A 19,588-nucleotide genomic window follows, 5' to 3' on the forward strand; every position below is an offset into this window, starting at 1 on the left:
GGCTGTCAGCCAGGGATCAGCACGCTCAGGCAGGTGATGCAGCCTTCGAGCTTCTCGTACTCGCTGATGTCGACGACGACCGGTGTGAAGCCGAGGCCCGCCACGAGCGCCGCGCTGCGCGGCGCCGACGCGGCGAGCAGCACGAGGTCGCCACCGAGGGGTACGACGTGGCAGCCGGCCTCCTCGTCGACCGGGCGCACCGGGTGCCCGAGCGCAGTGGCGTCGAGCAGTTCCGGCAGCGCGAGGAGGGTGCCGTCGGGCAGGGCGGTCACCGCCGACTTGAGGTGCAGCACGCCGCGCAGCGGGACCGGGATGACCGTGCGCCCGCGGGTCGCCAGGTGGGCGCGGAGTTGGGCCAGGCCCTCGCCGTTGGTGCGGCCGCCCCGGCCCACGTACACGGTGGTCCCGACCTGCAGCACGTCGCCGCCGTCGAGTGTCCCGGGAGCCTCGATGCGGACGACCTCCAGCCCGGCGTCGCGTGCCGCCTTCTCGGCGCCGGGGAGCTCCGGACGGCGTTGCGGCGCGCCCGGCCGGGTGATCACCGCCAGCCCCTCGCAGACCGCGACGGTGTCCTCGACGAACACCGAGTCGGGGCAATGGTCGGCGGGGGAGACCTCGCGAATCTGCCAGCCGGCCTCGGCGAGCGCGGCCCGGTACGCCTCGTGCTGACGCCGGGCCCGCGCGAGGTCCACGTCGCTGCGCTCGATGTAGGTGACCAGCCCTTCGGCCAGCCGGTCGCCGGGTCGCCGGACCAGCGCTATGCCTCGCGTCATGCCGACACTCTGACACTCCGCCGCGCGCCTGTCAGGCCGGGCCCGAGCAGGGCGGGCGGTGAGGCGGGTGCGTGGACCGGCGGCCGACACGGCCGAGGCTAGCGGGACGCGGTGATGAGCTCGTCGGTGACCCACCGGGCGACGTCGGCGGGGTACGGCGCCGGCAACCCGAGGACGATGTGCTGGAAACCGGCGTCGATCGCTCGGCCGATCGCGTCCCGGGTGATGCCGGACCCGTCGTAGGAGACCGGTAGGTGGATCGAGCGGATGATCGAGGCGGGGTCGCGACCGATCTCGGCGCAGTAGCGGTCCAGCAGTGCGCCGCGGTGGGTGGCGGCGTCGATGTCGTCGCCGGCGATGTTCCACAGGTCGGCGTGTTCGGCGACCACGCGCAGCACCGGGGCGGAGCGTCCACCGATGAGGATCGGCGGGTGGGGGCGCTGGACCGGTTTCGGACTGCACAACGCTCCGCCGAGCTGAACGTGGGTGCCGTGGAAGTCGAACGGCTCGGTCTCGGTCCACAACCGCCGGATGACCGTGCACGCCTCGGCGAGGCTTTCCACGGCGTGGGTGAAGTCGTGGAAGGGCAGGCCGTGTGCCGCGTACTCGCGCCGGGCCAGCGGGTGGCCGGGTCGTGAGCCCGCACCGATGCCGAAGTCGAGCCGTCCGCCGGAGACGATGTCGACGGTCGCGGCGATCTTGGCCAGCATCGCGGGCGGCCGGAAGCGGTTGCTGGTCACGAGCAGGCCGAGGCGCAGCCGTCGGGTCTGCGCGGCGAGGGCCGAGAGCAGCGTCCAACCTTCGTAGGTCGGTCCGCTCGGGTCGCCGCCGATCGGCATGAGGTGATCGAACAGCCACGCATGCTCGATCTCCGGGATCGCGTCCGCCTCGCGCCAGACCCGCAGGACGTCGTGGTAGTCGACCTGGGACGGTGCGGTCATGATCCCGAACCGGGGCCGGGGAGCTTGTGGCATGGGTCGTCAGTCCTTTCTGTGGGGCGGCAGGGGGTGCGCGAACGGCTCCCGCCTGCCGCCCGGTCATCGCCGTGGCGAGGGGTCAGCGGCGCCGCAGTGACGGGTCGAGCAGGGCTGGCGGGGTGTCGAACTTCTCGTGTGCGGCGAGGTCGACGCCGGGAGCGACGATCGCGTCGATCGCGTCGAGCACGTCGCCGGAGAGCACGGTGTCCGCGGCGGCGAGCTGCGAGCGCAGGTGGTCCATCGTGCGGGGGCCGATGATCGCGCTGGTCACGGCGGCGTGCGCGGTGACGAATCCGAGCGCGAGCTGGATCATGGTCAACCCGGCCTCGTCGGCGACCCTGGCCAGCTGCTCGACGGCTTCGAGCCTGGCCCGGTTGGCGGGGATGGTGGTGTCGAAGCGTTGCGGCATGAAGGTTGAGCGGCTGGTGGTGATCTCCCGGCCCGCGCGGATCGCGCCCGACAGCCAGCCCGAGGCCAACGGGCTCCACGCCAGGACGCCGAGCCCGTACTGCTCGGTCACGGGCAGCACGTGGGTCTCGATGCCGCGCTGCAGGATCGAGTAGCTGGGCTGTTCGGTGACGTAACGGCTCAGGTGGTTCTCCCGGGCGGCCCACTCGGCCTGCACCAGGCGGTACGCGGGGAACGTCGAGGAGCCGAAGTAGCGGATCTTTCCCGCGCGTTGCAGGTCGGTCAGTGCCGACAGGGTCTCCTGGTCGCTGGTCCTCGGGTCCCACCGGTGGATCTGGTAGAGATCGATGTGGTCGACGCCGAGACGGCGCAGGCTGTCGTCCAAGGCGGTGACCAACCAGCGGCGGGAACCGCCCTGATGGTTGCGTTCATCGCCCATCGGCATGCCGGCCTTCGTGGCCAGCACGATGTCGTCGCGGCGGCCGGCGATGGCCTTGCCGACCATCTCCTCCGACCCGCCCTGGCTGTACATGTCGGCGGTGTCGATGAGGTTGATCCCCGCCGCGAGGGCGGCGTCGACCATGGCGGAGACCTCGTCCTGGGTGGTACGCCCCAGATCGCCGAAGTTCATCGCGCCGAGCGCGAGGGTGCTGACCTGCACACCGGTGCGGCCCAAGGTGCGGTACTGCATGACTTTCCCTCCCGGAGGGGTGAGGCGGGTTGGTGCTGCGCGGCCTGGTCCTGGCGCGCCCGGTCTGGCATCCTGGAAGCGGAGCCTTGTTCCGTTAACCAACATACGGAACAGCGTTCCGTTTGCCAAGTGGGGTGACGGGGGTAGGTACGCGATGGGCGGCATCGACAGCGGATCAGGGGCGTCGGCCCATCGAAAGCGGGCCGACGCCCGGCGCAACGAGCAGACGCTGCTGGAGGCGGCCGCCGCGGCGTTCGTCACGTCCGGCGTCGACGTGCCCGTACGCGACATCGCCGCCCGGGCCGGCGTCGGCGTCGGCACGATCTACCGCCATTTCCCGACGCGAGCCGATCTCATCGTCGCCGTCTACCGACACCAGGTCGAGGCGTGCGCTGAGGCTGGTCCGACGCTGCTGGCGAGCGCCAGCACACCGCACGCCGCCCTGGCGCGCTGGATCGACCTCTTCGTCGACTTTTTGGTCACCAAGCACGGCCTCGCCGAGGCGTTGCAGTCCGACGCCGCCGCCTTCGAGACTCTGCACGCCTACTTCCTCGACCGCCTCGTCCCCGTGTGCGGCCAACTGCTCGCCGCTGCCGCCGAGGCGGGTGAGATCCGCCCCGACATGGATGCCTACGAACTGCTGCGTGGCGTCGGCAATCTCTGTATCGGCGCGGATCACCCCCGCTACGACGCGCGCCGGATGGTCGGGCTGCTCGTCGCCGGACTGCGCCGGCACCCACCGGTCGGGGCCGCGCGCCCGTCGGCCGCTCGGGACGCCGGGGCGCAATGACAGGGCCCCCGGTCGACGCCTCGTGCGAGGAACCGACCGGGAGCCCTGCGGCCGGAAGCCCGGTCGCCGGGATCAGTGCCAGTCGCTGATCTTGACGTCGTCCGGAGCGGGCCGGCCACGCCCGGTCTCGACCAGCTCCTTGAGGCTCAGCAGGAACGTCGCCCACTTGGTGCTGCAGTGGTGCATGAACTCGACCGGCTCGCGCCAACCCTCGTGCTTGAACTGGACGATCGTGTACTCGCCGCGCTGATCGAGGCGCCAGTCGACCTCGGTTCCGATCCATTCCTCCGGGCCGTCGGTGACCCGCCAGCGCACGCGTCCGGAGGGATCGAGCTCCAGGATCTCCATGTCGAAGCCGCCGAGGTCGCCGAACCGGAAGGCCAGCTGCCCGCCGACCTCGCTCTTGCCCGCCGTGTCGGTGGTCCACCAGCCGGCGATGCCCTCTGGGGTTGCCACTGCCTGGTAGACGTCGTCGAGCGGAGCGACGACGCCGACCCGGTGCAGGATGTCGACCATTTCATTCTCCTTCGTTGTTGTTGCGGGTGCGTTCGATCGCCTCGGCGATCCGCTTGATCCGGCGGAGTCGGGCGTCCCAGGTGGCGCCGACCGCTGACAGTTGGGCGACCGCGCGGGCGAGCTGTACCTCGTCGACCTGGTAGTGACGCTCGCGGCCGGCCGGCGCGGCGTGCACCAGGCCGACCCGGTCCAGGACGGCCAGGTGCTTCGAGACGGCCTGGCGGGTGACGGGCAGCCGCTCGCTCAGTGAGGTGGCTGTGCCCGGTCCGCCGGCGAGCAGGAGGTCGATCATCGTGCGCCGGATGGGGTCGCCGATTGCCGACCACAGGTCGTCGTCGATCGCCACGCTCATGACGTGGAGACCAGCCGCGCAACGTACGTGGCCAGTACGGGGAGGTAGTGGCCCCATCCGCTCTCGTGGTCGCGGTACTGCTCCTCGAGGACAGCGATCTCCCAACCCATTTCGCGGAACCCGGTCTCGGTCATACGGACCCGGGTCCCCCCGCCGGTCGGAGCCAGGTCGAAGGTGACGAGCAGCGAGTTCCCGCTCCGGTCGGGGTCCGCGAAGCACCACCGGAAGGAGAATCGCTTCGGGGGGTCGACCTCGACGACGGCGAGGGCGACGGTCGTCGTCTCGCCGGTGTCCGCGTTACGCCACACGAGCTCACCGGGTGCGCCCGCGAGCGGCTCGAACCGGGCGTCGTCGGGCCACCACTCCCGCATGTGCTCGGGCCGACTGATCACCTCGAAGACCACCTCGGGCGAGGCGTCCACCTGAATGTCGCGCTCGATGGATCCGTACTCCATGTCAACCAGCCTTTCGCAACCTTTGGTTGCGTAACGCTACAACGATTCCGCTGCGACGTGCAACCTTTTGTTGCGTGTCAGGTTGATCCCTGAACCCCCCTCAAGGGAGGTGGCAAGTTGCCAAGAGTTCTTGGCAACTTGTAGGCTGTGGGTGTGGAAGCAGTAGACGCCAGGGCGGGAGAGGCGTCGCGCCAGCTCGATCCCGGGAGCCTCCGCGCCCTCGCCCACCCCGTGCGGGTGCAGATCCTGAGCCTGCTGACCGTGGACGGGCCGGCCACCTCCGCCGGGCTGGCGCGCCGCCTGAAGGTGCGTTCCGGTTCGACCAGCTGGCATCTGTCCAAACTGGCCGAGCACGGCCTGATCGAGGAGATCCCGGAGCGGGGCACGCTTCGGGAGCGTTGGTGGCGGGCGACGGCGCCGGGCTGGTCGGTCAACGCGGCCACCTGTCTCGGCGATCCGCGGACCAGCCGCGAGGCGACGGTTCTGCTGGCGGCCGCGATCAGCGAGCAGTTCCGCCGGGCGCAGCAGTTCCTTGCCGAGGACTGGGGCACGCGGTGGCGCGATGCATGGATCCTGGAGTCCAGCCGGCCGCTGCGTCTCGACCCCGATCGGCTGGCAGCGATGCGCGACGAGTTGCGTGAGGTCCTCGCGCGCTACGCCGCGCGACCCTCTGCCACGCCAGCCACCGAGACCGTCCTGGTCCAGCTGCAGGGATTCCCGGTTCGGCACGTCGAGGCCACGTGACCGCGCCGGAAGCGGCGAGGACGTGGACCGAGCGCCGTCCGGCCTCGCTGTGGCGCAACCGCGACTACATGTGCTGGTGGACCGGCACCGCGCTCTCCCTGCTGGGCAGCAACGTGTCGGTCGTGGCCTTCCCGTTGTTGGTCCTGTTCGGCGGCGGCTCGGTGTTGGATGCCGGCCTGATCGCCGCCGCCGAACGCGTGGGCGCGCTACTGAGCCGGCTGTGGGGCGGGGCGCTCGCCGACCGCCACCCGCGCCGGGCCATCCTGATCGGTGGCCCGCTGGCCCAGGCCGTCCTCATGGGCGTGGTCGCCTGGCTGGTGTACGCCGGCCACGTGGTGGTCCCGGTGCTCACCGCGATCGCGCTGGTCGCGGGCCTGCTGGCCGGGATCGGATCCAGCGCCACCCTGCCGGCGATGCGCCGGCTCGTCCCCCGCGAGCAATTCGCCAGCCGGGCCGCCCAAGAGCAGGGCCTGCAGCAGGCGACCCAACTGGCCGGAGCGCCGCTGGCCGGTCTCCTGTTCGGCATTGCGCGATGGCTGCCGTTCGGGTTCGACGCGCTCTCCTTCGTGGCCGCCTCGATCGGAATAGCCCTGATCGGAAAGCCCCTCGGCCCTGACCCCGACCCGGCCGCCGGCCGGCGAGGCCGGGGCGGGCTCGTCGCCGACATCCGCCAGGGCCTGCGCATCGTCGTCCGGCAACCATTCCTGCGCTACACCACCGCCTGGGTGGCCGTGACCAACCTGGTCGGCAACAGCGTCATCCTGTTGGGGATGGCCCTGCTCGAGCAGCAGGGCCACGGCCCCCGGACGATCAGTGTGACCAACGCCGTCATCCTCGCCGGCGGGGTGGTCGGCGCCATCGTAGCCGGCCGCATCGTCGCCGTGATCGGGTCCCGTCGGGTGTTCCTGCTGGGCAACTGGGCCTATGTCTTCAGTCTCGGCCTCGTCGCGCTGACCCGTACGCCCTGGCAGCTCGCGCTCGCGGCCGCCCTCTTCGTCTTCGCCTCCGTGCCCACCGCCGCGGTCTGGGAGGCGTACGTCGCCACCCTGGTGCCCGATGAGCTGTCCGGCCGAGTCGGCGCCACGACCAGTTGCGCCGCGCAGTCGCTGACCTGGGTGGGCGCGCTGCTGGCCGGGGTCCTCGCCGACCAGTTCGGCGCGCGGACGGCGCTGGCCTGCTTCGCCGCGCTGCTCGTGCCGTTCACCATCGCCAACCACACCGCGAAGGCGCTGCAGCTGATGCGGACCCCGCTCGCCCGGCTCGCCGAGTTGTCGAGCGATCCGCCGCAGCTCAGGCGGCGACCGGTCAATCGCTGATCGAGGACCGTACGGGTTGATCGGTGGTCTGTCGCGCGGTCTTGCGCCGCCAGGGCGCCGTCAGCAGCACGATGGCCAGCACGACGGCGACGCCGGCGCCGACGGAGGTCCGCAGGGAGACCGCCGCGGCGGAGCCGGCGGCCTGACCGTGGCGCTCGCCCCTGACCTCGGCGACGGCGCTGTCGTGCTTCTTCTCCTCGGGGCCGACCAGACGGCCGACCGACGCGTCGGGGGAGAGGGCGAAACCCCAGTCCAGCAGGGCCGCCGCTTCGCCCAGGCTGCCCAGCGGCGCGGTCTCGGCGCCAAGCAGGGTCACGGTGAGCCGCCGCCCGTTGCGCTCGGCCACTCCGACGTACGTCTGGCGCGCCAGGTCGGTGAAGCCCGTCTTGCCGCCGAGCGTGCCCGGATAGTGGTCCAGCAGCGTGTTGTCGTGGGTGATCGCGAAGCCCGGCGTTCCCTGCCTTGCCGGTATCTCCGCAGCCCGGGTGGCGATGTATCGCCGGAAGTCGGCGCGGGCGTAGGTGGCGCGTGCGATCAGCGCCAGGTCGTACGCGCTGGTGTACTGGCCGGGGCCGTCCAGGCCGGATGGCGTCGCCGCGTGGGTCTGGTGCGCGCCCAGCCGGCGTGCCTCGTCGTTCATCGCCTGCACGCCGCCCGGCCGCCCGGCGGCGCCGCCGCCCACGCGGGCCAGCACGTTGGCGGCGTCGTTTCCCGACTTGAGGAGAAGCCCCAGCCACAGGCTCTCGATCGAGTAACGACCACCCTCGACCACCCCCATCCGTGAACTGGCCGGATCGAGATCCTGCAGATCCGCCCGGGTCACCTGGACCACCTGGGTGGGATCGAGGCGGGGCATCAGGGCCGCGGCCAGCAGCATCTTCTGCACGCTGGCGGGCGTGCGATGCTCGTGCGGACCGCACCCGCCCAGCACCGCCCCGCTGTCGAGGTCGGCCACGACCCACGAGGTCGCGGTCACCGCCGGCGCCATCGGCGCACCCGCCGGGATGGACAGTCCTGCCGTCGCCAGCGGCTCGCCGCCGACGGCCAGGTCGGCGGCGGCGACCGGGGGCGGGGACGGCGTAGCCGGTGGCGGCACCGGCGGCCGCACGGCCGGGCAGGGCACGTACGGCGCGGCCGCCGCCGGGGCCGGTGAACCGGCCACCACGGCCGGCGTGGCCAGAAAGGCGCTGAGTGTCACTGCGGTAATCCGAACGACGGTCACGTTAATGCACCGTAATCGCCGACAATGCGGGCGCGGCCCGGTTGCAGAAAGTGGTCCGGGGACGGCGGGAATTCCGGGTGTCGACCCGGCCCGCCCTCGTTCGAGCGCGTTGTGCTCTTTGGGCGGCTCGCTCCGGACAATGGCCGCCGCCGCGATCGGTGCGTTCACGGCGAACCGGCGCGGAGGGGACCGGTCGGACCCGATCCGGACCATCGGGAGCCGGCTGTGTTCGCCGGGTCGAGACGGTACGGGTGAGCCGTCTGCCGCCGTTTCCGTCGGAACGCTCGCGAACCGAATTGTCCCGCCCGCTTCTGTCAATAGCCAGGCATCGCAGCGCGACACTATTGCGGTCGAACGAGAACGGGGCGGACATCCGCGCTTTTCTCGCCCGCCGGGCCGGGTTCACCGCCGATAGCGCTCGATCAGCTGGTCCATCACCGCATCCAGCCGTGCGTCGACGCGCTGCCGGGCGGGGTCCTCGTCGTGCCACGCCACGATTTCCCGCGCCCCTCGCGCGAACGGAATGGTCGGCACGTAGTCGGGCACGACGCTGCGCAACTTTGCGTTGTCGAACAGCATCGAGTGCGCCTTGTCGCCGAGCAGGCCGGCGCCCCACTCCGGGTCGGCTGCCGCGATGGCGTCCGACGGCACGTGCACGATGCGGGCCTCGACCCCGGCGGCGGCCGCAAGGGTCTCGGCGATCTGGTTCCAGGTCAGGGCTTCGTCGGAGGTGATGTGAAAGACGTCGCCGAGAGTGCGTGGATCGCCGAGCAGAGGTACGAAGCCGCGGGCGAAGTCGGCGTGGTGGGTCAGCGTCCACAGTGAGGTGCCGTCGCCGTGCACCACGATCTCCCTGCCCTGGCGCATGCGGCCGAGCGCGGTCCAGCCGCCGTCGAACGGGACCGACGTCCTGTCGTACGTGTGCGAGGGGCGCACGATCGTGGCCGGGAACGCCTCGTCGCGGTAGGCCGCGGTGAGCACGTCCTCGCACGCGATCTTGTCCCGCGAGTACTGCCAGAAGGGATTGCGCAGCGGCATCGACTCGACGATCGGCACGCGCGCCGGGGGAGTCTGGTAGGCCGACGCCGAGCTGATGAACACGTACTGCCCGGTCCTGCCCCGGAACAGGTCGAGATCGGTCTGCACGTGCTCTGGCGTGAACGCGACCCAGTCCACGACCGCGTCGAACTCGCGGCCGCCGATAGCGGCCCGCACCGATCCCGGGTCGCGGATGTCGGCGCGCAGGGCCGTCGCCTGCGGTGGGACGGGCCGCACGGTGTCACCACCGCGGGTCAGCACCGTCAGCTCGATGCCCTGTTCGACCGCGAGGCGGGCGCAGGCCGAGCTGATGATGCCGCTGCCGCCGATGAACAGGACCTTCAACGCAGTCACACCTGCACGTTAGGCCATCACCGGACGGGTCGCCGCACGGGGCGAGCCCGACACGTCCTGCCGCCGGTACCTGGACGTCGACCGGTCGCGGGTCACCGCGCGGCGCGGTTCTCCCCGTGACCGGCCCGGTGGTTGACGGCCGCCGGTGCGTGCGCGTGGTCGAGCAGGTCGTCGGTGCGCCGCTCGGTCAGCCCGGCGGCGCCCGCCCCGGCCAGCAACAACACCAGCAGGATCACCGCCGGGAGGGTCCGGCGTCGCGGCGCTCCGGTCAGCAGGGCGGCGACCCGCTGCGCCACCTGACTGTCGGCGGCGCCGAGCGTGGCCGGGGCGGCTGCGGTGGGGCCGGTCAGCAACGCGGTGCGAGCCAGCGCGCGGGCGGCCAGCCGGCGGTCGGCGACGTGCGCCGCGGCGTCCTCGTCGGCCCACCGCTCGACCGCGTGTCGTACCGCGCGTGCGGTCGGCGCGAGCAGCGGGTTGCCGGCCGCGGCCAGGTCGGCGGCGAGCGCGTACCAGACGTGTCCGTGAGCCAGGTGGGAGCGCTCATGGGCCAGCACCACCGTCAGCTCCTCGGCGGGAACCCGCTCGAGCAGACCGGTGCTGAGGACCACCAGGCCGGCCGGCGGGGGCGTGCTGAACGCCTCGGGCCGCTCGGCGGGCAGCACGACCAGCCCGTCATCGTCGGCCAGGCCGGCGCAGGCGCGACGTATCGCGGCGATCGCCCGGACCCGCCGCACCGCGTGGGCCACCGCGCCGGTGAGGCACCCGAGCACCGCCACGGACAGGATGGCGGAGACCCAGGCGGGTACCGGGTCGCCGCTTCGTAGCGCGGCCGTCGACCACGGACCGAACCGGCCGAGGACCGGCTGCTGAGCGAGCCAGGGTACGGCGAGCAGCATCCCGAGCAGGGCGCCGCCGCCGGTGACCGCAGCGCTGGTGAGGACCAGCAGGCGGGTCGCCGTCGCGGGCGGCAGCGAGCGGACCAGCCACGGTGCGGTGACCGCGCTGACGAGCCAGGCGGCGGCGGCCAGCACCGCCGCCGTGATCATGTCGGTCCGTCCGGGGCCTCGGCGGCGCGGAGCAGGTCGACCAGCACCTGCTCGTCGTCGGCGGAGAGGGTCCCGACGAACCGGGTCAGCACCGCGGCCCGGTCGCCGCCGGCGTCGAGCAGCTGCCGCATCCGGTTCGCGGTCGCCTCCGCCGCGCTCACCGGCCGGTAGGCGTAGGCGCGGCCGGCGCGCTCCCGGGCCAGCAGGCCCTTGGTGGTGAGCCGGGTCAGCACGGTCATCACCGTGGTGTACGCCAGCGGGTCGTCGACCCGGTCGCGGACCTCGGACGGAGTGAGCGCCCGATGACTGTCGGAGAGCACGGCGAGGATCTGCTGTTCCAGACCGCCGCGGGGCCGCCGGATGTCTGTCACGGGTTTCCTCCGAAGCCAACCGCGGGCAAACTACTACATCAAAAGTAGTAGCCGAACGGTTCGTTCCGAACCATCCACCTACCTTGGGGGAACAGTATGTCCCTGTCCAGAGCCCGGCTCGTCGCCGCGTCGCTCACCGCCGTGGCGACGGCGGCGCTCGTCACCGCAGCCAGCGGTGGCGGCGGCGTGGCGGTCGCCGCCGGTAACGGCGGGCCCGGGGAGCACGGCAGCCGGCACCAGCTGGATCACGCCTTCGTGATCATGTTGGAGAACCATTCCCGGCAGGGCGTCGTCGGCGACCCGAACGCGCCGTACCTGACCCACCTCGCGAACACCTACGGCAACGCCGAGAACTACTACGGCGTGACCCACCCGAGCCTGCCGAACTACGTGGCGGCGATCAGCGGCTCGAACTGGTGGGTCAACGACGACGAGCCGGACAACCGGTTCGACCACACCAACCTGGTGGACAGCCTCGAGCAGGCCCACCTGACCTGGGGCGCCTACATGGAGGCGATGCCGGCCGACGACAAGCTGGCCGACTACTGGCCGGGGGACAACGCCAAGCTGTACGCCTCCAAGCACAACCCGTTCGTCCTCTTTCCGGACATCCGCAACGACCGGGACCGGATGCGCAACGTCAAGCCGTACGACGACCTGGCCGCCGACCTCGACGCACACGCCCCGAACTTCGTCTTCATCTCCCCGGACCAGTGCAACGACATGCACGGCGGCGTGTACTCGGCGGTGCCGGGACACCCGGAGACCCCCTGCCCGTACGGGTCGACCAACGACGACGCCAACGACGCCGCGCTGAAGCAGAAGGCGGACGCGTTCGTCAAGCAGGCAGTCGAGACGATCACGCACAGCCACGCCTGGACCGAGCACTCGGCCATCTTCATCGTCGCCGACGAGGGTGACTACAACGCCGACCCGACCACCGGAGGCTGGGAGTCCCCGGCCGGGTGCTGCGACTCTCCGGTGCTGCCCAAGGGCGACCCGGCGATCAGCCCCGACTGGCCGGGCGGGGTCTACGGCGGCGGCAAGGTGCCGGCCGTCGTGGTGACCGGCGGCAAGCCGTACCACCACGTCAGCCAGGTGGCCTACAACCACTACTCCCTGCTGCGGACGCTGGAGGACGCCTGGGGCCTGCCCGAACTCGGCTACACCAGCGATCACGTGCAGGTGACCACCATGGACGAGTTCCTGCGGCGCTGACGCCCTCGGTCCACTCCGGCAGCGGCGGCCCCCGGCCGAAACTCGGCCGGGGGCCGTCTGCCGCACCGGCCAGGTAGCCCGGCCGACCGGAACGCGGGACAATCGGGCGGCTGTCGGGCCGGCCGGTCCGCCGAAGCGGACGTCTGCAAGGAGCGGATGATGACGAACCGTCCCGGGTTCCACCTCGCGATTCCGGTCGACGATCTGGCGCGGGCCCGCGCCTTCTACGGCGGTGTGCTCGGGCTCGCCGAGGGGCGCTCGGCCGACGCCTGGGTCGACTGGGACTTCTACGGCCATCAGGTGGTGACCCACGTCGTACCGGCGGCACGGCAGGCCGACGCGGGCCGTAACCCGGTCGACGGACACGACGTGCCGGTGCCGCACTTCGGGCTCATCCTGTCGACCGAGGACTTCCACGCCCTGGCGGACCGGATCCGCGCCGCCGGCACCGAGTTCGTGGTCGAGCCGTACCTGCGGTTCGCCGGCGAGCCGGGGGAGCAGTGGACGATGTTCTTCCGCGACCCGGCCGGCAATGCCATGGAGTTCAAGGCGTTCCGGGACGAGGCGCAGATCTTCGCCCGGTAGTGGCGGCGGTCCGCCGACCGCCGGCGGGAGCGTCCCGGCCACGCTCGTCTCACCTGGGCCGACCGGTCAGCCCACAGCGGTCGGGGATGCCGGCGCGCGGCCCAGGACGGGGAAGTTGCGCCGCAGCGCGTGGTCGCGCTGCAGCAGGTCACGTGCGCGAGGGCCGCGACGGCGGCGACGGCGGCGGGTACGGCTCTCCTGGCCCAGCTCATGCCCGCCACTCTTTTCGGGATTCCCGCCCACCAAACGGTCCGGCCCGTGGCGCGTACGCCCGCCTACGGTGAGACCCGGACCTCCGCCGAGCTGATGAACCAGCGGAAGTCGGATCTGCTGTCGATGGAGACGTCGTTCGTGCCGCTCTTGTCGAACGAGCGGGTGCCGGCGCACACGATCACGGCTTCACCCGCCGGCACCGGCCCCGCGCTGAACAGCTGCGCGAAGTAGTGGGTGCCGCGGGTCAGCCTCTCCTGCAGGAAGCTCTCGTCGTCGTCGGTCGTCTCATCGAGTCTCGACATCTCGGCGTACGAGGGCTCGGCGACATTGGGGTGCAGGACGTCGAGCATCAGGAAGTTCTGCTGGGTGGTGTGGGAGTTGGACCATCCCCATTCGTCCGCTGTGTCGAGGCGGTGCGTCGCGGCGACGCATTGCGCGTCGATGAGGACCTCGACCAGCCCGGTCGTCGGTGGCACGAACGCGAACGCCACCGCGCTGAAGGCGTCGCCGGAGGCGTAGTCGAAGTCGCCGGCGTCGTCGTCCTTCATCGTGATGGAGACGCCGACGTCCCCGACTGACGGGTTCAGCGTGTGGATCCGGTCGACGACGAAGTTGTCGTTGTGGACCGGGACGAACCCGAAGTTGAACCCGAAGAACGGCGGCCGGAAGAGCTCCCACCGGTGGGGGTCCTGGCTGTCGTCCGGTTCGAACACGCCCCAGGGAAGTGCCCGGTCGTGGAAGGGTGACAGGCTCAACCACCTGTCGAGGTTGTTCGTGAGGTGGAACCCGGGGCTGGCGTTCTCGTCGGCCGCGAAAACGCCGGACAGCGCCTCATGGTAGTCCGTCGCTATCGCGACGATCGCGTCACGCCGGACTTCCCGACTCCGCAGGAACGCGTCGGCCTTTCGCTTCCGGGTTCTGTTCAGCTTGTCGCATCGCGATGCCAGCCCCGCGGGCGGCTGCAACAGGTCCCGAAGAGTCATCCGTTCCTGCCGCATCAGCTCCCTCAGGTCCGCCCAGTCGTCGTCTCCGAGCAGGCGCCGCAGGCGGCGGCTCGCCTCGACCGACAGTTTCGCCGCCTTGCTGCCGCGCTTCCTGGTGACGCTCCGGAGCTGCTGTGCCCGCTCCTCCGCCGCCGCCTCCGCCGAACGTCGGGCTTGCGGGGGAAAGTAGCGGAAATTTCCAACTGCCTTGTAGATGCCGTTCATCGGAACCACCCGAACAGAGCCTTGCCTACATGGTGCTGCGGCATCTGCCCAGGTGGCCACGCGGTTTGTGCCATGTCGGCAGCGCCGCATCTACCGGCAAAAGGCGCAAATCGTCGTTAGCCCCGGGCCGAGGTCCCATTGATGTGGACCCGACCGGGGCCGACGATTCGGTGGCTCTCGGGAGAGGATGGTCGGCATGGTGTTACCCAGACGGCTGGCACAGTTCAATCGGGTCGCCACCAATCAGGTGACCGGACCGCTGGCCCGGCGGCTGCCCGGCTTCGGCGTGATCATCCACCGGGGCCGCCGCTCCGGGCGGGAGTACCGCACGCCGATCAACATCTTTCGGACGTCCGACGGTTACGTCGCCGCGCTGACCTACGGCGTGACCGACTGGGCGCGGAACGTGCTGGCGGCGGGCGGATGCGAACTCGAGACCCGCGGCCGGCGGGTCTCCCTCACCGATCCCCGCCTCGTGCACGACCCGACCCGCCGGGCCATGCCACCGGTCGTCCGCCGGCTCGTCGGGATGATCGGCGTGACCGACTTCCTCTATCTCCGCACGCCGCCCCCGGCAGGCTAGCCGTCGTCGCTCCGCCCGGGCGTTCCGTGCGGGCTCGACATCGGCGAGTCGGCGAGCTCCGCGATCACCTCGGCGTGACAGCGCTCCGGCACACACCAGCAACCGAGCCGGCGCCCGCGCAGTTCGGGCAGGAGAGCGAGGAGATCGGGGCGGCCGAGCAGATACGCCCGGTACTTCTCGAGGACCTCGTCCCGCGTGCCGTCGGGGCCGGGGCGGTACGGGCTGGACAGCGGGGACTGCGCAAGACGCCAGCCGCCACGGTTCATGGCCCGCCCGACGTAGATCACGTCGGCGTACGCCGGGTCGTCGTGGTGGCCCTTGAGGTTGACGACCGTGGTCTCCGGCATGTTCGGCTCCTTCCGTTCCCGCCCACCGTCCCAGTGTCGCCGCGGACCGCGCTACCCGGGCCCGGACGGCCGGTCGACCAGGGCCGCCAGCTTCTTCGGCGCCAGCACGCAGTAGCTCTCGGTGAGCAGCTCGGCGACCTCCACCCAGTCGACGCCGTCGTCGAGCACCATGCCGACGACATCGGTGCCCCAGCCCGGCTCGTAGAACGGGTGGCCGCTGCCGGTCAGGCCGGCGATCTCGTCGCCGGGCGACCGGAACGTCAGCAGGCAGACCGGCGCGCCGGCCGCGGCGGCCCGGGCGCGGGGATGGTCGGGGCCGGGGGTGTGGACGTGGGCGAACGTGCGCTTGCGGATCCGCCAGCGCGTCCCCACCCACGCCGGCTCCTCGTAGGTCTCCGGCAGCCCTAGACAGACGGGGCGGAGCCGGTCGAGGATCTCGGGTGGGACGTCTCCGGGGCCGGTCACGCACGCGACGGTACCCGGCCCCTCTGACAGCGCCGCCCGACGAAGGCGCTCGGCGGCTCCAGATCGTAACGACACGCCACGGGCCCGTCGCCGGCTCCGGTGACGCCGACCGTCGTACCCGAGGGGTACGACTTACCGGTAGCGATGAATTCCGGTGCGATGGACGGTCGATCGAGTAGTAGTCGAAAGAAGGGATGAGCAGATGAGCGGCGTACGGGTGCTGGTGGGCACACGCAAGGGCGCGTTCGTGCTGACGTCGGACGGCGGGCGCGGCGACTGGACGGTCGACGGGCCGCACTTCGGTGGCTGGGAGATCTACCACCTCACCGGGTCGCCGGCCGACCCGAACCGGCTCTACGCCTCCCAGTCCGGCGGCTGGTTCGGGCAGCTGATCCAGCGCTCCGACGACGGCGGCCGGACCTGGAACACCGTGGGCAACGACTTCGCCTACTCGGGCGAGGTCGGCGAGCACCTGTGGTATGACGGCACCCCGCGGCCGTGGGAGTTCAAGCGCATCTGGCATCTCGAGCCGTCCCGCGACGACCCGGACACGGTGTACGCGGGCGCGGAGGACGCCGCCCTCTACGTCACCACCGACGGCGGCCAGAAGTGGACCGAGTTGACCGCCCTGCGTACGCACCCGACCGGCCCGAGGTGGCAGCCCGGCGCCGGCGGCATGTGCCTGCACACGATCATCCTGGACCCGGTGCACCAGGGTCGGATCTACGTCGCCATCTCGGCGGCGGGCGCGTTCCGCAGCGACGACGCCGGTGCCAGTTGGCTGCCGATCAACAAGGGCCTGAGCTCGGGGGAGATCCCCGACCAGGACGCCGAGGTCGGCCACTGTGTGCACCACATCACCCAGCACCCGTCCCGGCCGGACACGTTGTTCATGCAGAAGCACTGGGACGTCATGCGCAGCGACGACGCCGGTGCGAACTGGCGCGAGGTCAGCGGCGACCTGCCTTCGGACTTCGGGTTCCCGATCGCCGTGCACGCGCACGAGCCGGAGACCATCTACGTGGTGCCGATCAAGAGCGACTCCGAGCACTACCCGCCGGAGGGCAAGCTGCGCGTTTACCGCAGCCGCACCGGTGGCGGCGACTGGGAGCCGTTGACCAGGGGTCTGCCACAGTCCGACTGCTACGTGAACGTGCTGCGTGACGCCATGGCGGTGGACACGCTCGACCCGTGCGGGATCTACTTCGGCACTACCGGTGGCCAGGTGTACCACTCGGCCGACGGGGGCGACAGTTGGGCGCCGATCGTGCGGGATCTGCCGGCCGTGCTCTCCGTGGAAGTCCAGGTGCTGCCATGATCCGGGTCGTTCTCCCGGCCCACCTGAAGAACCTGGCGCATGTCAGCGGCGAGGTGCGTCTCGAGGTGACCGGCCCGCAGGCCGGGCCGGTCACCCAGCGCCTGGTGCTGGACACCCTCGAGGCGCGATACCCGATGCTGCTCGGCACGATCCGTGACCGCCGCAGCGGCCGGCGCCGCGCGTTCATCCGCTTCTACGCCTGCGAGGAGGACCTGTCCAACGACTCGCCCGACGCGCCGCTGCCCGAGCGGGTCGTCACCGGCGACGAACCGTACATCATCCTCGGCGCGATGGCCGGGGGATAGCCGACCAGGGTGGGCGAGCTGCGTCGGGTCCGCCGGCCGGGCCCGTTGAGCAGGTTGGCACCTGGAGGCCGGGAGCGACGGCGTGCGCCGGTTGGACCCGGCCCGCCGCTGCGATGGCTGCTGGTGACCGAGCAACTACCCACGGATACTCTACGTCTCGACGTCACCGCGGGTGGTGGTGGCGGATGGCGACTGAGGTGCCACGGAGCCCGGTTGACCCAGAGGAGACGCCCACATGACCGGAACCGCGATCCCCGACGAACCTCGCGCCACCGCGCGACCGTCCACTTCACCCTCGACGGAGTCGGTGCTGCCGGAGCTGCGGGAGATGTGGTGGGAGACCGGGCTGCGGGCCCGTGCCCAGGCCGGTCTGTTCGCCGTCTTCGCCGAGCTGCCCCGACTGCTCCGGGCGGCGTTCCAGGTAAGCTGGCGGGCCGACCGGATCCGCACCGGCGTGGTCGGCGCCGCGACGGTCGGCGCCGGGGTGATGGCCGCTTTCGGGTTGCTGGCTACCCAGCAGGTGCTGGTCGAGTTGTTCGCCGGCGGCCCGACCGGCGACAAGGTGGTCGCCGCGCTGCCCGCCCTCGCCGCCCTGGCGGGCGCCACCGCGCTGCGCGCCGGCATGGGCATCGCCACCGGGTACGCGCAGAACGGCCTGACGCCCCGGGTGAGCCGGGAGGTGGAACGGGGCCTGTTCGAGACGAGCACCGCCGTGCGGCTGGAGGCGTTCGACGCGGACGCCTTCGCCGACGACATGGAACGCGCCTCCCGGGGCACCGACTCCGCGATCGGGCTGGTCCAGGCCGCGATGAACCTCGCCGCCGGCCTGGCCGGCCTGATGGCCGTGGCGGTCGCCGTCGCGGTCATCCACCCGTTGCTGCTGCTGGCCCTGCTGGTCGCCACGCTGCCGAAGGCGTGGGCGTCGCTGCGTGCGGGACACCTGCGTTACCAGACCTACACGGCCGGCTCGGTACGGCGGCGCCGGCGGTGGCTGCTGCACCGGCTGATGGCCGAGCGGGTCTCCGCGCCGGAGCTGCGCAGCTACGGGCTGCGCCGGTTCCTGCTCGACCAGTACGACCGGGTGATGGGGGCGGAGACCGGCATCCAGCTCGCCCTGGCCCGCCGGGTCACCACGACCACCGCCGTGGGGGCGATGGTCGGGGGAGTGGCCACCGGTGCGGTGTACGCGCTGCTCGGGCTGCTGCTCGTCGACGGGCAGATTCCGCTCGCCGCCGCGGCGACCTGCGTGATCGCGCTGCAGTCCGCGCAACGCTCGCTGGGCGTCGTTACCTACCAGGTGGACCAGGTCTACACCGAGGGCCAGCACTTCGGCGACTACACGGGCTTCATGGCCCGCGCCGCCCCCTACCTGACCGACCGGCCCGCCGGCGCGGTGCCCGCCGAGCCGCTGCGCGAGCTGACCGCCCACCAGGTCAGCCTCCGCTATCCCGACCGCGACACGGCGGCGGTCGACGGCGTGACCCTGAGCATCCGGGCGGGGCAGACGGTGGCCTTCGTGGGGGAGAACGGTTCCGGCAAGACCAGCCTCGCCGCGATGATCGCCACCCTGCGCGCCCCCACCGAGGGTGTCATCTGCTGGAACGGGCGACCGCTGACCGAGTGGGACGCCGACGGGCTGCGGGCCCGGATCGGGGTGGTCACCCAGGAATACCACAAGTGGCCGTTCACCGCCGCCACGAACATCGCGATCGGCGACGTCGACAACGACGCCCGCCAGGACCGCATCGAGGCCGCCGCCGCCCGGGCCGTCGCCCACGACATGATCGAAAAGCTTCCGTACGGGTACGAGACCTTGCTCGACCGCACCTTCGCCCACGGCCAGGATCTCTCCGGCGGGCAGTGGCAGCGGATCACCGCCGCCCGCGGATTTCTCCGCGACGCCGACCTGCTGATCATGGACGAGCCGTCCTCCGCCCTCGACCCGCGCGCCGAGGACGCCCTGTTTCAGGCCATCCGGGACCGGCAGGGCCGCGCCACCACCATCCTGATCACCCACCGGCTGGCCAACGTCCGGCACGCCGACCGGATCTTCGTCCTGCACGAGGGCGCTCTGGTCGAGGTCGGCAGCCACGACCAGCTGATGGTTGGCGGTGGCCGCTACGCCGAGCTGTTCAACCTCCAGGCCGCCGGCTACGACGCCGCAGTGGGCGGCGCCGCGTCGGCGCCGCGGCAGCGCCCGCCGGCCACGCCCTGAGGACGCCGCCGCGTCCGGCCCACCGGTGCGGTCACTGTTCAGCGAGCGTTAATCAACCGTTGTGGCGCGGCCCTCGAC

The 19,588-nt window shown here is 71.6% G+C and carries 22 protein-coding genes; 9 read left to right on the forward strand and 13 right to left on the reverse strand.

From position 1 onward, the window contains the following. Positions 1-5: 5 nt before the first annotated feature. From ddaH to ACL02O_RS05890, 3 genes are all read right to left on the reverse strand, one after another. Positions 6-773 carry a dimethylargininase gene (ddaH, locus tag ACL02O_RS05880; protein ID WP_412816921.1) on the reverse strand — a complete coding sequence of 256 codons (768 nt, stop codon included), beginning with the start codon at positions 771-773 and terminating at the stop codon, positions 6-8. Positions 774-871: 98 nt separating this feature from the next. Then, positions 872-1,714 carry an LLM class flavin-dependent oxidoreductase gene (locus ACL02O_RS05885; RefSeq protein ID WP_412816922.1) on the reverse strand — a complete coding sequence of 281 codons (843 nt, stop codon included), beginning with the start codon at positions 1,712-1,714 and terminating at the stop codon, positions 872-874. A 115-nt stretch (positions 1,715-1,829) separates the two neighbouring features. Next, positions 1,830-2,849: an aldo/keto reductase gene (locus tag ACL02O_RS05890; RefSeq protein ID WP_412816923.1), complete on the reverse strand. Its 1,020-nt coding sequence runs from the start codon at positions 2,847-2,849 to the stop codon at positions 1,830-1,832. 154 nt (positions 2,850-3,003) lie between these two features. Here ACL02O_RS05890 and ACL02O_RS05895 point away from each other — a divergent pair, with 154 nt between their 5' ends. Continuing rightward, a complete protein-coding gene (locus ACL02O_RS05895) occupies positions 3,004-3,639 on the forward strand; it encodes a TetR/AcrR family transcriptional regulator (protein WP_412816924.1) in 636 nt (211 codons plus the stop codon). Between the two features lie 72 nt (positions 3,640-3,711). Here ACL02O_RS05895 and ACL02O_RS05900 read toward each other — a convergent pair whose 3' ends face one another. The 3 genes from ACL02O_RS05900 to ACL02O_RS05910 are packed head-to-tail and all read right to left on the reverse strand — an operon-like array spanning position 3,712 to position 4,962. Next, positions 3,712-4,155, reverse strand: a complete 444-nt coding sequence (locus ACL02O_RS05900; RefSeq protein WP_412816925.1) for an SRPBCC family protein — start codon at positions 4,153-4,155, stop codon at positions 3,712-3,714. 1 nt (position 4,156) lies between these two features. After that, positions 4,157-4,507 (reverse strand): ArsR/SmtB family transcription factor, encoded by a 351-nt coding sequence (locus tag ACL02O_RS05905; protein ID WP_412816926.1) that lies wholly within the window; start codon positions 4,505-4,507, stop codon positions 4,157-4,159. Further along, on the reverse strand, positions 4,504-4,962 hold the full coding sequence (locus ACL02O_RS05910; protein ID WP_412816927.1) for an SRPBCC domain-containing protein: 459 nt from the start codon (positions 4,960-4,962) through the stop codon (positions 4,504-4,506). The genes ACL02O_RS05905 and ACL02O_RS05910 overlap by 4 nt, the downstream gene beginning before the upstream one ends. Before the next feature lie 231 nt (positions 4,963-5,193). Between ACL02O_RS05910 and ACL02O_RS05915 the strand changes: the two genes are divergently transcribed. Together ACL02O_RS05915 and ACL02O_RS05920 are read left to right on the forward strand one after the other, a co-directional pair. Continuing rightward, the gene (locus tag ACL02O_RS05915; protein ID WP_412816928.1) at positions 5,194-5,706 is read left to right on the forward strand and encodes a helix-turn-helix domain-containing protein; all 513 of its coding nucleotides are present in this window, start codon (positions 5,194-5,196) and stop codon (positions 5,704-5,706) included. Next, positions 5,703-7,022, forward strand: a complete 1,320-nt coding sequence (locus ACL02O_RS05920; RefSeq protein ID WP_412816929.1) for an MFS transporter — start codon at positions 5,703-5,705, stop codon at positions 7,020-7,022. The genes ACL02O_RS05915 and ACL02O_RS05920 overlap by 4 nt, the downstream gene beginning before the upstream one ends. On the opposite strand, the gene ACL02O_RS05925 is transcribed toward ACL02O_RS05920, so the two are convergent. The 4 genes from ACL02O_RS05925 to ACL02O_RS05940 form a co-directional block, all read right to left on the reverse strand. Then, positions 7,012-8,244 (reverse strand): D-alanyl-D-alanine carboxypeptidase family protein, encoded by a 1,233-nt coding sequence (locus ACL02O_RS05925; protein WP_412816930.1) that lies wholly within the window; start codon positions 8,242-8,244, stop codon positions 7,012-7,014. The genes ACL02O_RS05920 and ACL02O_RS05925 overlap by 11 nt on opposite strands. Before the next feature lie 402 nt (positions 8,245-8,646). Next, entirely contained in the window at positions 8,647-9,636 is a 990-nt protein-coding gene (locus ACL02O_RS05930; protein ID WP_412816931.1) for an SDR family oxidoreductase, read from the reverse strand. Positions 9,637-9,728: 92 nt separating this feature from the next. Then, on the reverse strand, positions 9,729-10,682 hold the full coding sequence (locus ACL02O_RS05935; protein WP_412816932.1) for a M48 family metalloprotease: 954 nt from the start codon (positions 10,680-10,682) through the stop codon (positions 9,729-9,731). Further along, positions 10,679-11,053 carry a BlaI/MecI/CopY family transcriptional regulator gene (locus tag ACL02O_RS05940; protein ID WP_412816933.1) on the reverse strand — a complete coding sequence of 125 codons (375 nt, stop codon included), beginning with the start codon at positions 11,051-11,053 and terminating at the stop codon, positions 10,679-10,681. Before ACL02O_RS05940 ends, ACL02O_RS05935 begins: the two co-directional genes overlap by 4 nt. A 96-nt stretch (positions 11,054-11,149) precedes the next feature. Between ACL02O_RS05940 and ACL02O_RS05945 the strand changes: the two genes are divergently transcribed. Beyond that, positions 11,150-12,271: an alkaline phosphatase family protein gene (locus tag ACL02O_RS05945; RefSeq protein WP_412816934.1), complete on the forward strand. Its 1,122-nt coding sequence runs from the start codon at positions 11,150-11,152 to the stop codon at positions 12,269-12,271. Positions 12,272-12,430: 159 nt separating this feature from the next. Continuing rightward, on the forward strand, positions 12,431-12,856 hold the full coding sequence (locus tag ACL02O_RS05950; protein WP_412816935.1) for a VOC family protein: 426 nt from the start codon (positions 12,431-12,433) through the stop codon (positions 12,854-12,856). Positions 12,857-13,131: 275 nt separating this feature from the next. On the opposite strand, the gene ACL02O_RS05955 is transcribed toward ACL02O_RS05950, so the two are convergent. Beyond that, positions 13,132-14,277 (reverse strand): hypothetical protein, encoded by a 1,146-nt coding sequence (locus ACL02O_RS05955; RefSeq protein WP_412816936.1) that lies wholly within the window; start codon positions 14,275-14,277, stop codon positions 13,132-13,134. Between the two features lie 196 nt (positions 14,278-14,473). Here ACL02O_RS05955 and ACL02O_RS05960 point away from each other — a divergent pair, with 196 nt between their 5' ends. Next, the gene (locus tag ACL02O_RS05960; protein ID WP_412816937.1) at positions 14,474-14,860 is read left to right on the forward strand and encodes a nitroreductase family deazaflavin-dependent oxidoreductase; all 387 of its coding nucleotides are present in this window, start codon (positions 14,474-14,476) and stop codon (positions 14,858-14,860) included. Here the strand turns inward: ACL02O_RS05960 and ACL02O_RS05965 are convergent. Together ACL02O_RS05965 and ACL02O_RS05970 are read right to left on the reverse strand one after the other, a co-directional pair. Beyond that, the gene (locus tag ACL02O_RS05965; RefSeq protein ID WP_412816938.1) at positions 14,857-15,207 is read right to left on the reverse strand and encodes a DUF4326 domain-containing protein; all 351 of its coding nucleotides are present in this window, start codon (positions 15,205-15,207) and stop codon (positions 14,857-14,859) included. The genes ACL02O_RS05960 and ACL02O_RS05965 overlap by 4 nt on opposite strands. A gap of 51 nt (positions 15,208-15,258) precedes the next feature. Next, entirely contained in the window at positions 15,259-15,672 is a 414-nt protein-coding gene (locus ACL02O_RS05970) for an MmcQ/YjbR family DNA-binding protein (RefSeq protein ID WP_412816939.1), read from the reverse strand. A 202-nt stretch (positions 15,673-15,874) separates the two neighbouring features. On the opposite strand from ACL02O_RS05970, the gene ACL02O_RS05975 reads away from it, so the two are divergent. From ACL02O_RS05975 to ACL02O_RS05985, 3 genes are all read left to right on the forward strand, one after another. Continuing rightward, complete coding sequence (locus ACL02O_RS05975; protein ID WP_412816940.1) at positions 15,875-16,990, forward strand: WD40/YVTN/BNR-like repeat-containing protein; 1,116 nt, start codon at positions 15,875-15,877, stop codon at positions 16,988-16,990. Further along, positions 16,987-17,295 carry a MoaD/ThiS family protein gene (locus tag ACL02O_RS05980; RefSeq protein ID WP_412816941.1) on the forward strand — a complete coding sequence of 103 codons (309 nt, stop codon included), beginning with the start codon at positions 16,987-16,989 and terminating at the stop codon, positions 17,293-17,295. The genes ACL02O_RS05975 and ACL02O_RS05980 overlap by 4 nt, the downstream gene beginning before the upstream one ends. A gap of 235 nt (positions 17,296-17,530) precedes the next feature. After that, positions 17,531-19,510 (forward strand): ABC transporter ATP-binding protein, encoded by a 1,980-nt coding sequence (locus ACL02O_RS05985; protein ID WP_412816942.1) that lies wholly within the window; start codon positions 17,531-17,533, stop codon positions 19,508-19,510. Positions 19,511-19,588: the final 78 nt, after the last annotated feature.

Source organism: Micromonospora mangrovicola (assembly GCF_047200535.1).
Lineage (GTDB): Bacteria > Actinomycetota > Actinomycetes > Mycobacteriales > Micromonosporaceae > Micromonospora.

Excerpts from the sequence above, each read along its gene's own strand:
- ddaH (WP_412816921.1), bottom strand. The coding sequence starts at position 773 with ATGACGCGAGGCATAGCGCTGGTCCGGCGACCCGGCGACCGGCTGGCC.
- ACL02O_RS05885 (WP_412816922.1), bottom strand. The coding sequence starts at position 1,714 with ATGACCGCACCGTCCCAGGTCGACTACCACGACGTCCTGCGGGTCTGG.
- ACL02O_RS05890 (WP_412816923.1), bottom strand. The coding sequence starts at position 2,849 with ATGCAGTACCGCACCTTGGGCCGCACCGGTGTGCAGGTCAGCACCCTC.
- ACL02O_RS05895 (WP_412816924.1), top strand. The coding sequence starts at position 3,004 with ATGGGCGGCATCGACAGCGGATCAGGGGCGTCGGCCCATCGAAAGCGG.
- ACL02O_RS05900 (WP_412816925.1), bottom strand. The coding sequence starts at position 4,155 with ATGGTCGACATCCTGCACCGGGTCGGCGTCGTCGCTCCGCTCGACGAC.
- ACL02O_RS05905 (WP_412816926.1), bottom strand. The coding sequence starts at position 4,507 with ATGAGCGTGGCGATCGACGACGACCTGTGGTCGGCAATCGGCGACCCC.
- ACL02O_RS05910 (WP_412816927.1), bottom strand. The coding sequence starts at position 4,962 with ATGGAGTACGGATCCATCGAGCGCGACATTCAGGTGGACGCCTCGCCC.
- ACL02O_RS05935 (WP_412816932.1), bottom strand. The coding sequence starts at position 10,682 with ATGATCACGGCGGCGGTGCTGGCCGCCGCCGCCTGGCTCGTCAGCGCG.
- ACL02O_RS05945 (WP_412816934.1), top strand. The coding sequence starts at position 11,150 with ATGTCCCTGTCCAGAGCCCGGCTCGTCGCCGCGTCGCTCACCGCCGTG.
- ACL02O_RS05950 (WP_412816935.1), top strand. The coding sequence starts at position 12,431 with ATGACGAACCGTCCCGGGTTCCACCTCGCGATTCCGGTCGACGATCTG.
- ACL02O_RS05955 (WP_412816936.1), bottom strand. The coding sequence starts at position 14,277 with ATGAACGGCATCTACAAGGCAGTTGGAAATTTCCGCTACTTTCCCCCG.
- ACL02O_RS05960 (WP_412816937.1), top strand. The coding sequence starts at position 14,474 with ATGGTGTTACCCAGACGGCTGGCACAGTTCAATCGGGTCGCCACCAAT.
- ACL02O_RS05965 (WP_412816938.1), bottom strand. The coding sequence starts at position 15,207 with ATGCCGGAGACCACGGTCGTCAACCTCAAGGGCCACCACGACGACCCG.
- ACL02O_RS05975 (WP_412816940.1), top strand. The coding sequence starts at position 15,875 with ATGAGCGGCGTACGGGTGCTGGTGGGCACACGCAAGGGCGCGTTCGTG.
- ACL02O_RS05980 (WP_412816941.1), top strand. The coding sequence starts at position 16,987 with ATGATCCGGGTCGTTCTCCCGGCCCACCTGAAGAACCTGGCGCATGTC.
- ACL02O_RS05985 (WP_412816942.1), top strand. The coding sequence starts at position 17,531 with ATGACCGGAACCGCGATCCCCGACGAACCTCGCGCCACCGCGCGACCG.